Annotated in this window: 10 protein-coding genes; 9 read left to right on the top strand and 1 reads right to left on the bottom strand. The window is 72.8% G+C overall.

All coding sequences use genetic code 11. From position 1 onward, the window contains the following. Nucleotides 1-218 precede the first annotated feature (218 nt). The 4 genes from D9C15_RS22100 to D9C15_RS22085 all read left to right on the top strand — a co-directional run bounded on the left by D9C15_RS22100 (nt 219) and on the right by D9C15_RS22085 (nt 6,176). Nucleotides 219-3,398 carry an amidohydrolase family protein gene (locus D9C15_RS22100; RefSeq protein ID WP_128000627.1) on the top strand — a complete coding sequence of 1,060 codons (3,180 nt, stop codon included), beginning with the start codon at nt 219-221 and terminating at the stop codon, nt 3,396-3,398. Beyond that, on the top strand, nt 3,395-4,717 hold the full coding sequence (locus D9C15_RS22095; RefSeq protein ID WP_164886810.1) for an amidohydrolase family protein: 1,323 nt from the start codon (nt 3,395-3,397) through the stop codon (nt 4,715-4,717). The genes D9C15_RS22100 and D9C15_RS22095 overlap by 4 nt, the downstream gene beginning before the upstream one ends. A gap of 34 nt (nt 4,718-4,751) precedes the next feature. Further along, nucleotides 4,752-5,816, top strand: coding sequence for a tartrate dehydrogenase (locus D9C15_RS22090; protein WP_128000625.1), 1,065 nt, complete (start codon nt 4,752-4,754; stop codon nt 5,814-5,816). Between the two features lie 84 nt (nt 5,817-5,900). Then, on the top strand, nt 5,901-6,176 hold the full coding sequence (locus D9C15_RS22085; protein ID WP_128000624.1) for a hypothetical protein: 276 nt from the start codon (nt 5,901-5,903) through the stop codon (nt 6,174-6,176). 14 nt (nt 6,177-6,190) lie between these two features. Here D9C15_RS22085 and D9C15_RS22080 read toward each other — a convergent pair whose 3' ends face one another. Continuing rightward, on the bottom strand, nt 6,191-7,801 hold the full coding sequence (locus D9C15_RS22080) for an ABC transporter permease (protein ID WP_128000623.1): 1,611 nt from the start codon (nt 7,799-7,801) through the stop codon (nt 6,191-6,193). A gap of 101 nt (nt 7,802-7,902) precedes the next feature. Here D9C15_RS22080 and D9C15_RS22075 point away from each other — a divergent pair, with 101 nt between their 5' ends. The 5 genes from D9C15_RS22075 to rocF all read left to right on the top strand — a co-directional run bounded on the left by D9C15_RS22075 (nt 7,903) and on the right by rocF (nt 13,249). Continuing rightward, nucleotides 7,903-8,988, top strand: coding sequence for an ABC transporter ATP-binding protein (locus D9C15_RS22075; protein ID WP_128000622.1), 1,086 nt, complete (start codon nt 7,903-7,905; stop codon nt 8,986-8,988). Nucleotides 8,989-9,132: 144 nt separating this feature from the next. Further along, nucleotides 9,133-10,575: a S41 family peptidase gene (locus D9C15_RS22070; RefSeq protein ID WP_128000621.1), complete on the top strand. Its 1,443-nt coding sequence runs from the start codon at nt 9,133-9,135 to the stop codon at nt 10,573-10,575. A 76-nt stretch (nt 10,576-10,651) separates the two neighbouring features. Continuing rightward, on the top strand, nt 10,652-11,410 hold the full coding sequence (locus tag D9C15_RS22065) for a HesA/MoeB/ThiF family protein (protein ID WP_128000620.1): 759 nt from the start codon (nt 10,652-10,654) through the stop codon (nt 11,408-11,410). A gap of 10 nt (nt 11,411-11,420) precedes the next feature. Further along, nucleotides 11,421-12,329 carry an LOG family protein gene (locus tag D9C15_RS22060; RefSeq protein ID WP_128000619.1) on the top strand — a complete coding sequence of 303 codons (909 nt, stop codon included), beginning with the start codon at nt 11,421-11,423 and terminating at the stop codon, nt 12,327-12,329. Further along, nucleotides 12,329-13,249 (top strand): arginase, encoded by a 921-nt coding sequence (rocF, locus tag D9C15_RS22055; protein ID WP_128000618.1) that lies wholly within the window; start codon nt 12,329-12,331, stop codon nt 13,247-13,249. Before D9C15_RS22060 ends, rocF begins: the two co-directional genes overlap by 1 nt. Nucleotides 13,250-13,252 lie beyond the last annotated feature (3 nt).

Here is a 13,252-nt window from a genome sequence, read left to right as displayed (position 1 = left end):
CCGCAGAGGCGAGCCGCTCCCGCTACAGACCCCGCTTGCCCTACAGGCTCCGGCGACGTGGGGGGCAATGGGTCACGGGCAGACGGCCCTTGTCGCTTGTGGGTAACACTTGGGGTAGCTGCCGAGCAACAGGCAACAGTTCCGAAGATTCTTTATAGGCAGCCACCGACGACGTTCGATTCCTGTCGGGGGGGCCACGACACGATCGGGGTGGAGACATGCGCTTTCGACGCGAGGCGGGACGTTCGGCCGGGCTGGCCGCAGCGCTGGTGCTGTGCGCTCTCGCACCGCTCGCCGGCCACGCCCAGCCGGTGGCCGACCGGCCGCTCGGCCTGCACGACGGCACGCCCCGCTGGCATGCGCTGACCCAGGTGCGCCTGGTGATCGCGCCGGGCCAGGTGGTCGAGCGCGGCACGCTGGTGCTGAAGGACGGTCTGGTGGCCGCCGCCGGCGCCGACGTGCCCGTGCCCGCCGGCGCACGCGTCTGGGCGCTGCCCGGGCGCACCGTGTATGCGGGGTTCATCGACCTGTCGACCAGCGTCGGCGTGCCCGCCGCGCTGCGCCGCGAGATGCCGGCACGGCCGCGCTGGGGCCTGGGCGCCGAACTGCCGCCGCCGCGCGACCGACCGCCCGCCGCCGCCGCACTGGTCGGGCGCTCGATCGCCGCGGCCAACCGCTTCGTGCGGCCCGAGCAGTCGATCGCCGAGCAGCTCGAGTTCAAGCCCGAGGACCTGCGCGCCCAGCGCGCGCTCGGCTTCACCGCCGTGCTGGCCGTGCCGGGCACGGGGGTGTTCCGCGGCCAGAGCGCGCTGCTGGCGACCGGCGAAGCCGGCGAGCCGGACGCGGTCGGCGCCGCCAAGGCGCAGGTGATCGCGGCCCGCGCGGCGCAGCACCTCGCCTTCGAGCTGGACCGCTCGGAGCGCGGCGACTACCCGCGCTCGCTGATGGGCGCGGTGGCGCTGGCGCGCCAGACCCTGCTCGATGCACGCTGGTACCAGGCCGCGATGGCCGCGACAGCCGCCGGCGGCGGCGAGCGCGTGCCGCCGGACAACTCGCTGCAGGCGCTGGCCGCCGTGCTCGAGCGCCGCCAGCCGGTGATCCACCACGCGCTCGACGAACTCGACCTGGCGCGCGCGGCGCGCCTGCGCACCGAGTTCGGCCTGCAGATGGTGCTGCAGGGCACCGGCCACGAGTACCGGCGCGCCGCCTGGCTGAAGGCGAGCGGGCTGCCGGTGATCGTGCCGCTGGCCTTTCCCGAGGCGCCCGACGTGTCCGACCCCGACACCGCGATCGACGTGCCGCTGCAGGCGCTGCAGCACTGGGAGCAGGCGCCGTCGAACCTCGCCCTGCTCGAGCGTGCCGGCGTGCCCTTCGCGGTGACGGCGGCCGGGCTGAAGGACCCGGCGCGCGAGTTCTGGCCGCGCCTGCGCCAGGCGGTGCGGCGCGGCCTGAGCCCGGAGCGTGCACTGGCCGCGCTGACCACGCAGCCGGCCGCGCTGATCGGCCAGTCGGCGCGGCTCGGCAGCCTGCAGCCGGGGCGCATCGCCAACGTCGTGGTGGCACGCGGCGACCTGTTCACCGACGCGCAGGCCGAGCCCGAGCTGCTGTTCGTCGACGGCCGGCCGCTGCCCAACGAGGCCTTCGAACGCGGCGAGCTGCGCGGGCGCTGGCAGGCCGAGGCGCCGGCCGAGGGCTTCGAGATCGCCGGCAGCGCCGCCGCGCCGCTGCTGCAGGGCGGCGCGCCCGGCCAGACCTGCGCGCCGCGCCGCCAGGGCCGTCAGTGGGTGCTGCGCCTGCCCTGCGGCGCCGGCGGCGACGCGGGCGCGACGGTGATCGCCGAGCTGCGCGGCGAGCAGCTCGTCGGCACGCGCGACGGCGGCGACGGCCGGCTGCAGCCCTGGAGCGCGCGCCGCATCGCGCCCGCACCGGCGGCGCCCGCACCGGCGCCGGAGACGGTGGCGCCACCGGACGGCAGCTACCCGGCCGGCGCCTACGGCGTGCTGCCGGCAGCGCGCCCGGCCGAGCTGCTGGTGCGCGGCGCGACGCTGTGGACGCAGGGGCCGGCCGGCCGCCTCGCCGAGGCCGACCTGCTGGTGCGCGACGGCCGCATCGCCGCGGTCGGGCCGAGCCTGCGCGCCGGCCCCGGCGCACTGGTGATCGACGCGCGCGGCAAGCATGTGACGCCGGGGCTGATCGACGCGCATTCGCACATCGCGATGAACCTCGGCTACAACGAGGCCAGCCACTCGGTGACGGCCGAGGTGCGCGTGGGCGACATCGTCGACCCGACCGACATCGGCATCTACCGCATCCTGGCCGGCGGCACGACGGTCTCGCACGTGCTGCACGGCTCGGCCAACACCATCGGCGGCCAGAACCAGCTGCTCAAGCTGCGCTGGGGCGAGGACGCCGACGCGCTGCGTTTCGAGGGCGCGGCGCCGACCATCAAGTTCGCGCTCGGCGAGAACGTCAAGGGCGGCTGGAACACGCCCGGCGCCGTGCGCTACCCGGCCACGCGCATGGGCGTGGAGCAGGTGCTGCGCGACGCCTTCGCGCAGGCGCGCGACTACCGCCAGGCGCGCAGCAGCTGGCGCGCCGGCAGCGGGCGCCCCGAGCCGCGCCGCGACCTGCGCCTGGAGGCGCTGGTCGAGGTGCTGGAGGGCAAGCGCCTGGTGCACGTGCACTCGTACCGCGCCGACGAGATCCTGATGTTCGTGCGGCTGGCGCGCGAGCTAGGCTTCACGGTGGCCGCGTTCCAGCATGTGCTAGAGGGCTACAAGGTGGCCGACGCGATCGCCTCGATCGGCGCCGGCGCCTCGACCTTCTCCGACTGGTGGGCCTACAAGATGGAGGTGCTCGACGCGGTGCCGGCCAACGCGGCGCTGCTGACGCGCGCCGGCGTGCTGACCAGCCTGAACTCCGACAGCGACGAGCTGGCGCGGCGCCTGAACGTCGAGGCCGCGAAGTCGCTGCGCCACGGCCTGTCCGAGCAGGAGGCGCTCGCGCTGGTGACCATCAACCCGGCGCGCCAGCTGCGCATCGAGCAGCGCGTCGGTTCGCTGGAACCGGGCAAGGACGCCGACTTCGTGATCTGGAATGGCCCGCCGCTGTCGACCTATGCCCGGGTCGAGCAGACCTGGGTCGACGGCCGGCGCCGCTTCGACCGCGACGAGGATGCCCGGCTGCGCGAACGCGCCGCCGCCGAGCGCACGCGCCTCGCCGCGCTGGCCCTGCGCGCGCGTGCCGCGGCCCCGCCGGCTGCGGCGCCGGCACCGGCCATCGCGGGCGAGCACCTCGGCGCACTGGCCTGGCGTCGCGGCTGGGCCGAGCTGGCGATGCTGCGCGAGGCCTATGCCGAGCAGGGCGGGTGGAACGAATGCACGGGGCACGCGCCATGAGGGCCGCCGCGTTGTTTCTCGCCACGCTGCTGGCCGCGCGCCTGGCGGCGGCCCAGACCCCGGCCGAGGAGGCGCCGCTGCTCGTGACCGGCGCGACGCTGCACACCGTTTCCGGGCCGGTGCTGGCGGGCGGCCGGCTACTGGTCGAACGCGGCCGCATCACGGCCGTGCTGGCTGCGGACGCGCCGCTACCCGCGACGCGCGGCCCGGCGCCGCGGGTGATCGACCTGGCCGGCAAGCATGTCTACCCGGGCTTCATCGCCGCCAACACGGCGCTCGGCCTGACCGAGGTGGCCTCGGTGGCCGCGACGGTCGACCATGCCGAGGCGGGGCCGGTGAACCCGCATGCACGCGCCGTGGTGGCCATCAATGCCGACAGCGAGCTGCTGCCGGTGGCACGGGCCAACGGCGTGCTGAGCGCGCTGGTGCTGCCGGGCACGGCGCCGGGCGGCTCGATTGCCGGGCGTGCGGCACTCATCCAGCTCGCCGGGCGCACCTGGGAGGAACTCGCGCTCGAGCCGGAGGCGGCGCTGCAGGTGGTGCTGCCGACCATGCGGCTGGGCCGCGAGCGCCTTGCGGCGGTGCCCGAGCCGCTGCAGCAGGAGTACACCCGCTTCGCCGCCGAGCGGCTGCGCCGCATCGAGGAGGCCTTCGGCGCCGCGCAGGACTACCTGCGTGCACGCGCCGCGGCACCCGAGCTGCCGGCCGACCAGCGCTGGGAGTCGATGCGCCCCTACCTCGCCGGGCAGCGCCCGGTGTTCGTGCTGGCCGACGAACTGCCGCAGATCCGCCATGCGCTCGGGCTGGCCGAGCGCTTCGGGCTGAAGCTGGTGATCGTCGGCGGCGCGGACGCCTGGCGCATCGCCGACGTGCTGCGCGAGCGCCGCGTGCCGGTGGTGATCGGCGGCGTGCTGGAGCTGCCGACACGGCGCGACGAGGACATCGACGCGCGCTACGCCCTGGCCGCGCGGCTGCACGCGGCCGGCGTCGAGTTCTGCATCGCGCGCAATGGCGACGTGTTCGGCGCGGCGAACGAGCGCAACCTGCCCTACGAGGCCGCCAGCGCCGCGGCGCACGGCCTGCCGCGCGACGAGGCGCTCAGGGCGATCACGCTCTACCCGGCGCGCATCCTCGGCGTGGCCGACCGGCTCGGTGCGCTCGCCCCCGGCCTGCTGGCCAGCTTCATCGTCACCGACGGCGACCCGCTCGAGGCGGGCACACGCGTCGAGCGGGTCTTCATCGCCGGCCGCGAGCTCGACACGGGCAACCGTCAGACGCGGCTGACCGAGAAGTACGCCCGCCCACCCGCGCCGCGCTAACCTGCGCGGTTCCGGTTCTGCACAGGAGAGCGCCATGGGCCGCACGCACCGCATCGCCGTGATCCCGGGCGACGGCATCGGCAAGGAGGTGATGCCGGAGGGCCTGCGCGTGCTGCAGGCTGCGGCGCGGCGCTTCGGCTTCGGGCTCGACCTGCAGCCCATCGAGTGGGCCAGCTGCGACTGGCACCAGCGCACCGGGCAGATGATGCCCGACGACTGGAAGCAGCAGCTCGCCGGGCGCGACGCGCTGTACTTCGGCGCGGTCGGCTGGCCGGCCACGGTGCCGGACCATGTGTCGCTGTGGGGCTCGCTGCTGAAGTTCCGGCGCGAGTTCGACCAGTACATCAACCTGCGCCCGGTGCGGCTGTTCGAGGGCGTGCCCTGCCCGCTGGCCGGGCGCAAGCCGGGCGACATCGACTTCCTGGTGGTGCGCGAGAACACCGAGGGCGAGTACACCAACCTCGGCGGCGTGATGTATGCCGGCACCGAGCGCGAGATCGTGATCCAGGAGTCGGTCTACTCGCGCCACGGCACCGACCGGGTGCTGGCCTACGCCTTCGAGCTGGCGCGCCAGCGCCCGCGCCGCCACCTGACCGTGGCCACCAAGAGCAACGGCATCGCGATCAGCATGCCCTGGTGGGACGGCCGGGCCGACGCCGTGCACGCCGGCTACCCGGAGGTGACGGTCGACAAGCAGCACATCGACATCCTGAGCGCCCGCTTCGTGCTGCAGCCGCAGCGCTTCGACGTGGTGGTGGCGAGCAACCTGTTCGGCGACATCCTGTCCGACCTCGGCCCGGCCTGCACCGGCACGATCGGCATCGCGCCCTCGGCCAACCTGAACCCGGAGCGGCGCTTCCCGTCCCTGTTCGAGCCGGTGCACGGCTCGGCGCCCGACATCTACGGCCGCAACATCGCCAACCCGGTGGCGATGATCTGGTCGGGCGCGCTGATGCTCGATTTCCTGGGCGAACGGGCGGCGCACGACGCGATCCTGCGCGCCATCGAGCGCGTGCTGGCCGAGGGCCCGCGAACGCCGGATCTGGGTGGCCAGGCCAGCACGACGGGCATGGGCGAGGCGATCGCCGACTTGATCTGACGTATCCCTAGGTATTGATCGGACGGCTTGCGGCCCGGGGGCGCCGGGGTCATCATGCGCCCGGATGTGACAAAGAGGTACAGGATGGCACGGCGCAAGGACGACAAGGAGCCGCCGCGGCTCGTCTGGCGCATCACCGCCGACGCGCCGCTGGGCGAGTACGTCGATCCGAAGATCGCGGCCCGGCCCAAGCGGCCGAAGACCGAAGGCGAGGAAGTGCGCGAGCGCAGCTGGCTCGGCTCCTCGCTGGAACTGCTCGGCGGCGTGCGCGTCAGCGAGACCCCGATGGAAACCCTGCCCGGCGAGCTGATCGACGAGTTCTTCAAGACGGACAAGAAGGACGAGCCCAAGAAGGGCTGAGCCTCAGGGCCTCCTCAGGCCGGCTCGGCGCGCAGCGAGCGCGACAGCAGCAGCACCGGCAGCAGACCCACCAGCACGATCGCCAGCGACGGCAGGGCCGCCTCGCCAAGGCGCTCGTCGCGGGCCAGCTGGTTGGCCACCACCGCCAGCGTGTCGCTGTCGAACGGGCGCAGCACGAGGGTGGCGGGCAGTTCCTTCATCACGTCGACGAACACCAGCAGCACCGCCGCCAGCGCCGCGCGGTTCAGCAGCGGCGCGTGAAGTTCGGCGAACAGGCGCCGGCGCGTGGCGCCGAGCATGCGGGCGGTCTCGTCGATGGCCGGCGGCACGCGTGCATAACCTGCCTCGACCGACTGCAGCGCCACCGCCGAGAAGCGCACCAGGTAGGCGTACATCAGGCCGAACAGGGTGCCGGTGACCAGCGCAGCCGCCCCGGCCTGCGGCCAGCGGGCCTGCAGCCAGCCCACCGGCAGCAGGATGCCCACCGCGATCACCGCCCCCGGCACCGCATAACCGAGCGACACGACCCGGGCACCGACCTGCAGCGCCGGGCTGTCGCGCAGGCGCAGGGCGAAGCCGAGCGCCAGCGCCACCGCGGTGGTCAGCAGCGCGGCGATGCCGGCCAGCTTGAAGCTGGTCCAGCACCATTGCGCGAAGCGCGCCAGCGGCAGCCCCATCTCGCCGTGCAGGGCCTCCTGCCAGAGCAGGCGCAGCAGCACCGCCACCGGCAGCACGAAGCCGAGCAGCACCGGCAACGCACACACGCCCACCGCGAGCGCGGCCGCACCGCCACTCAGCCGCAGCGGGCGCGCCTCGGCGCCATGCGCGGCGCCGCGGCGGCTGGCCGCGAAGCGCAGGCGACGCTGCGCGCGCCGCTCCAGCCACAGCAGCACGGCCACGACCAGCAGCAGCAGCGAGGCGAGCTGGGCCGCCGCATCGCGGTCGTTCATCACCAGCCAGGCCTTGTAGATGCCCGTGGTGAAGGTCTGCAAGCCGAAGTAGGCACCAACACCGTAGTCCGCCAGGGTTTCCATCAACGCGAGCGCGACGCCAGCGGCCAGCGCCGGCCGCGCCAAGGGCAGCGCCACCTCGCGCACGCGCCGCCCCGGCCCGGCACCGAGCAGCCGGGCCGCCTCCATCAACGGCACGGCGCGTTCGCCCAGCGCGGTGCGCACCAGCAGGTAGACGTAGGGGTACAGGCACAGCACGAACAGCGCGGCCGCGCCCCACAGGCTGCGCACGTCCGGCCAGAGCGCCCCCTGCGCGCCGGTGAGCGCGCGCAAGGTGGTCTGCAGCGGCCCGCTGTACTGCAGGAAGTCGGTGGCGGCGTACGCGAGCACGTAGGCGGGCATGGCCAGCGGCAGCAGCAGCGCCCATTCGAACACCCGCCGGCCGGGGAACTCGAACAGCACGACCAGCGCCGCGCAGGCCCCGCCGACCAGTGCCACGCCGAGCGCCACCACCAGCGCCAGCAGCAGCGACTGGGCCACGTAGCCCGGCAGCACCGTCTCGGCCTGGTGGCGCAGCACGGCCAGGCTGGCAGCGTCCAGCCCCAGCCAGGAGCCGAGCACACCCAGCACCGGCACGGCGAGCAGCAGGCACAGGACGAGGAGCAGGCGCGACATGCGGTGGGATCAGAACGTCACCGGCGCGGTCGGGCCTTGCCGTGGATCAATATGGTTGCGAACGATTCTCGTTTGATCGAACGCGCCGATATGATAGGTCCATGTTCCTGCAGATCGACCAGGCCTCGGTGCGCTACCCCGGCAGCACCGCGACACGTGCCGCCGTGGCGTCGGTGACGCTCGGGCTGCCGCGCGGCCAGCTCGGCGTGCTGATCGGCCCCTCGGGCTGCGGCAAGACCTCGCTGCTGCGTGCCGTGGCCGGGCTGGAACCGCTGGCACACGGGCGCATCGCGATCGACGGGGAGGTGCTGGCCGACGCCGCCGGCGGTCGCCACGTGCCGCCCGAGCTGCGCCGCATCGGCATGGTGTTCCAGGACTACGCGCTGTTCCCGCACCTGAGCGTGGAGGCCAATGTCGCCTTCGGCATCCGCCACCTGCCGGCGGCCGAGCGCCGGCGCCGCACCGCCGAGGTGCTGGACCTGGTCGGCCTCGGCCACGCCGCGCAGCGCGCTCCGCACCAGCTCTCCGGCGGCCAGCAGCAGCGCATCGCGCTGGCCCGGGCGCTGGCGCCCTCGCCGCGCCTGCTGCTGCTGGACGAGCCCTTCTCCAGCCTGGACGTCGACCTGCGCGAGCGCCTCGCACACGAGCTGCGCGGCATCCTGCAGCTGTCGGGCACGACCGCGCTGATGGTGACGCACGACCAGCTCGAGGCCTTCGCGGTGGGCGACCTGATCGGTGTGATGCACCAGGGCCGGCTCGAGCAGTGGGACGACGCCTACACGCTGTACCACCGCCCGGCGACCCGCTTCGTGGCGGACTTCATCGGTCACGGCGTCTTCGCGCCGGCGCAGATCGTCGCCGAGAGCGGCGGTGCGGCGGTGGTGCGCACGCCGCTGGGCGACCTGGTCGACCTGCAGGAATGCCCGCTGCCCGACGCCTATGCGGGCGGCCTGTGCGAGGTGCTGCTGCGCGCCGACGACATCGTGCACGACGACGCCGCGCCGGTGCGCGCGCGCATCGAGCGCAAGACCTTCCGCGGCTCGGAGTTCCTCTACACGCTGCGGCTCGAGGGCGGCGAACAGGTCGTGGCCCACGTGCCCTCGCACCACGACCATCAGGTCGGCGAGTGGATCGGCATCCGCGCCGAGGTCGACCACGTCGTGACCTTCGCCCGCGAACGCTCCTAGGCAACTGCGTCGAAAAGCACCGCCGGCGCGTGCAACTTTCCCGCCCCGGCCAAGCTCTCAGGCAGGGCCCGGTTTTATACTGGTCCGGCCTGGGTCTGCACAGGGCAGTACACGGGCGAACGCGCGGGGATAAGGGGTCGTCGAATGGGCAGCAAATTGAAGGTCGCGGGTTGGTTGGCGGTCGGCGCGGTCGCCGGCGCACTGACCACCATGCAGTTCCAGGCGATCGCCCGCAACCCGGTCTCCCAGCTCCCGCTGGAGGAACTGCAGCAGCTCGCCGCGGTGTTCGGCATGGTCAAGAGCGACTACGTCGAGCCGGTGGACGAGAAGAAGCTCATCAACGACGCGATCTCGGGCATGGTCTCCGGGCTCGACCCGCACTCCCAGTTCTTCGACAAGAAGAGCTTCAAGGAATTCCGCGAGGGCACCACCGGCAAGTTCGTCGGCGTGGGCATCGAGATCGGCATGGAGGACGGCCTGGTCAAGGTGGTCTCGCCGATCGAGGGCTCGCCCGCCTTCCGCGCCGGCCTGAAGAGCGGCGACCTGATCACCAAGATCGACGACACCCTGGTCAAGGGCCTGACGATGGACCAGGCCGTCAAGCGCATGCGCGGCGAGCCCAACACCAAGGTCGTGCTGCAGGTGTTCCGCAAGTCCGAGACGCGCAGCTTCCCGGTGACCATCGTGCGCGAGGAGATCCGTGTGCAGAGCGTGCGCGCGAAGCTGGTCGAGCCGGGTTACGCCTGGCTGCGGGTCAGCCAGTTCCAGGATCGCACGGTCGAGGACTTCGCCCGCAAGCTGGAAGACCTGTACAAGCAGGACCCGAACCTCAAGGGCCTGGTGCTCGACCTGCGCAACGACCCCGGCGGCCTGCTCGAGGGCGCGGTGGCGATCTCGGCCGCCTTCCTGCCCAGCGACGTGGTGGTGGTGACGACCAACGGCCAGATCGCCGACTCCAAGGCCACCTTCAAGGCCTCGCCCGAGTACTACCTGCGCCGCGGCGGCACCGACCCGCTGCGCAAGCTGCCCGAGGCGGTGAAGAAGGTGCCGCTGGTGGTGCTGGTCAACGAGGGCTCGGCCTCGGCCAGCGAGATCGTCGCCGGTGCGCTGCAGGACCACAAGCGCGCCACCGTCATGGGCGCCCAGACCTTCGGCAAGGGTTCGGTGCAGACGGTGCGCCAGCTCGGCCCCGACACCGCGCTGAAGATCACCACGGCGCGGTACTACACGCCCAGCGGCGCGTCGATCCAGGCCAAGGGCATCGTGCCCGACGTCATGCTCGACGAAACCGCCGAAGGCAACCTGTTCGCCGCGCTGCGCGTGCGCGAAGCCGACCTCGACAAGCACATCGCCAGCGGCCAGGGCCCGGAGCAGAAGGACGAGGCGCGCGAGAAGGCCCGCGAGGAGGCGCGCAAGAAGCTCGAGGAAGAGCAGCAGAAGAAGGCCGCCACGCCCAGGCCGCTGCCCGAGTTCGGCAGCGCCGAGGACTTCCAGCTCGCCCAGGCGCTGAACCAGCTCAAGGGCAAGCCGGTGCTGGTGAGCAAGACCGCCGTCGAGCGCAAGGCCGAGGCCACCACCAACAACTGAGCCCGACGCGGATTCCCCGCCCCGCCGACGCCCGCGCCACCGCGCGGGCGTTGTCATTCATGGGTATCCTGCCCGGATGGACGACGACCAGCTGCTGCGCTACTCGCGCCACATCCTGCTTGACGAGTTGGGCATCGAGGGCCAGCGCAAGCTGCTGGCCGCGCACGCGCTGGTGATCGGCGCCGGCGGCCTCGGTTCGCCGGTGGCGCTGTACCTCGGCACGGCCGGCGTCGGCACGATCACGCTGGTCGACCACGACACGGTGGACGTCACCAACCTGCAGCGCCAGATCGCCCACACGCTCGCCCGTGTCGGCCAGCCCAAGGTCCAGTCGGCGGCGCAGGCGATCGCGGCGATCAACCCGGACGTGCGCGTGGTGACGCTGCGCGAGCGCGCCGACGCCGCGCGGCTGGCCACGCTGGTGGCCGCGGCCGACGTGGTGATCGACTGCAGCGACAACTTCGCCACCCGCCAGGCCGTCAACGCGGCCTGCGTGGCCTGCGCCAGGCCGCTGGTGGCCGGTGCGGCGATCGGCTTCGACGGCCAGATCTCCGTCTACGACACGCGCGACGCCGCCAACCCCTGCTATGCCTGCCTGTTCCCGCCCGAGGCCACCTACGAGGAGGTGCGCTGCTCGACCATGGGCGTGTTCGCGCCGCTGGTGGGCATCATCGGCACGGTGCAGGCGGCCGAGGCGCTCAAGCTGCTGGCCGGCGTCGGCAGCTCGCTGGCCGGCCGGCTGCAGATGCTGGACGCGCGCACGATGGAGTGGCACGAGATCCGGCTCGGCCGCCAGGAGGCCTGCCCGGTCTGCGCCGCCCGGCCGCAGCGTTAAGCTGCGCACCATGGACAAGAAACTCGACCTCACCGCCCGCAACTTCCCGACGGCCGAGGAGGAAGCGGTCGTCGAGGCCGAAGCGGCGCCACCGTCGCGCTACGCGGGCCCCGAGAGCGCCTACCGGCTCGCCTTCACCGACACCGAGTTCCTGCTGCGCGAGGAACTGCGCCCGGTGCGCATGCAGCTCGAGCTGCTCAAGCCGGAGATGGTGCAGCACGAGCACGGCGTGACCTCCACCATCGTGATCTTCGGCAGCGCGCGCATCCAGCCGCCGGACGTGGCCCAGGCGCGCCTGGACGCGGCACGCCGCGACGGCGATGCCGGCGCCATCACACGCGCGCAGGCGCTGCTGGACATGTCGCGCTACTACGACGAGGCGCGCCGCTTCGCCGCCATCGTCACGCACAAGTCCAAGGAGCTCGAGACGCCGGTCTACGTGGTCACCGGCGGCGGCCCCGGCATCATGGAGGCGGGCAACCGCGGCGCCTTCGAGGTGGGTGGCAAGAGCATCGGGCTGAACATCGTGCTGCCGCACGAGCAGGAGCCCAACCCGTACATCACGCCGGAGCTGTGCTTCCAGTTCCACTACTTCGCGCTGCGCAAGATGCACTTCGTGATGCGCTCGATCGCGCTGGTGTGCTTCCCCGGCGGCTTCGGCACGCTCGACGAGCTGTTCGAGACGCTCACGCTGACGCAGACCGGAAAGTCGCGGCGCCGCCCGATCCTGCTGTTCGGCCGCGAGTTCTGGACCAAGCTGATCAACTTCGACTGGCTGATCGAGACCGGCATGATCGGCCCGGGCGACGTGAACCTGTTCCGCTTCGTCGAGACCGCCGAGGAGGCCTGGGGCGTGCTCGCCGCCGAGTACGGCTTCGACGCCCCCGACACCACCACCGGCGAGTTCGCCGACGACTGATGAACAAGCGAGTCAGCCTGATCGGCGCGCCGACCGACATCGGCGCCGGCAGCCGCGGCGCGAGCATGGGGCCGGAGGCGCTGCGCGTGGCGCAGATCCTGCCGGTGCTGCAGGGCCACGGCCTGGAGGTGCTCGACCGCGGCAACCTGGCCGGCCCGGCCAACCCCTGGCTGCCGCCGGTGGATGGCTACCGCCACCTCGACGAGGTGGTGGCCTGGAACCGCGCGGTGCACGAGGCGGTGCACGCCGAGCTGGCGCTCGGCCGGCTGCCCATCCTGATGGGTGGCGACCATTGCCTGGGCATCGGCTCGATCAGCGCGGTGGCACGCCATTGCCGCGAGACCGGCAAGCGCCTGCGTGTGCTGTGGCTGGACGCGCATGCCGACTTCAACACCAACCAACTGACCCCGAGCGGCAACATCCACGGCATGCCGGTGGCCTGCCTGTGCGGCCATGGCCCGCAGGCGCTGATCGAGATCGGCGGCCAGGTGCCGGCGATCCAGCCGAAGTGGATCCGCCAGATCGGCATCCGCAGCGTCGACCCGGGCGAGAAGCGCTTCGTGCACGAGGCCGGCCTCGAGGTGTTCGACATGCGCTACATCGACGAGATGGGCATGCGCCACACGATGGAGCTGGCGCTCGCGACGCTGGACTCGAACACGCACCTGCACGTCAGCTTCGACGTCGACTTCCTCGACCCGGAGATCGCGCCCGGCGTCGGCACCACCATCCCCGGCGGGCCGACCTACCGCGAGGCGCAGCTGTGCATGGAGATGATCGCCGACACCGGCCGCCTCGCCTCGCTCGACGTGATGGAGCTGAACCCGGCGCTGGACGTGCGCAACAAGACCGCGCTGCTGGCGGTGGACCTGATCGAGAGCCTGTTCGGCAAGAGCACGCTGATGCGCGAGCGGCCCTGAGCC

Source organism: Piscinibacter defluvii (genome assembly GCF_004011805.1).
GTDB lineage: Bacteria > Pseudomonadota > Gammaproteobacteria > Burkholderiales > Burkholderiaceae_C > Piscinibacter > Piscinibacter defluvii.
This window is presented reverse-complemented; position numbering and strand designations above follow the sequence as displayed.

Excerpts from the sequence above, each read along its gene's own strand:
- D9C15_RS22100 (WP_128000627.1), top strand. The coding sequence starts at position 219 with ATGCGCTTTCGACGCGAGGCGGGACGTTCGGCCGGGCTGGCCGCAGCG.
- D9C15_RS22090 (WP_128000625.1), top strand. The coding sequence starts at position 4,752 with ATGGGCCGCACGCACCGCATCGCCGTGATCCCGGGCGACGGCATCGGC.
- D9C15_RS22065 (WP_128000620.1), top strand. The coding sequence starts at position 10,652 with ATGGACGACGACCAGCTGCTGCGCTACTCGCGCCACATCCTGCTTGAC.
- D9C15_RS22095 (WP_164886810.1), top strand. The coding sequence starts at position 3,395 with ATGAGGGCCGCCGCGTTGTTTCTCGCCACGCTGCTGGCCGCGCGCCTG.
- D9C15_RS22060 (WP_128000619.1), top strand. The coding sequence starts at position 11,421 with ATGGACAAGAAACTCGACCTCACCGCCCGCAACTTCCCGACGGCCGAG.
- D9C15_RS22085 (WP_128000624.1), top strand. The coding sequence starts at position 5,901 with ATGGCACGGCGCAAGGACGACAAGGAGCCGCCGCGGCTCGTCTGGCGC.
- D9C15_RS22075 (WP_128000622.1), top strand. The coding sequence starts at position 7,903 with ATGTTCCTGCAGATCGACCAGGCCTCGGTGCGCTACCCCGGCAGCACC.
- D9C15_RS22080 (WP_128000623.1), bottom strand. The coding sequence starts at position 7,801 with ATGTCGCGCCTGCTCCTCGTCCTGTGCCTGCTGCTCGCCGTGCCGGTG.
- rocF (WP_128000618.1), top strand. The coding sequence starts at position 12,329 with ATGAACAAGCGAGTCAGCCTGATCGGCGCGCCGACCGACATCGGCGCC.
- D9C15_RS22070 (WP_128000621.1), top strand. The coding sequence starts at position 9,133 with ATGGGCAGCAAATTGAAGGTCGCGGGTTGGTTGGCGGTCGGCGCGGTC.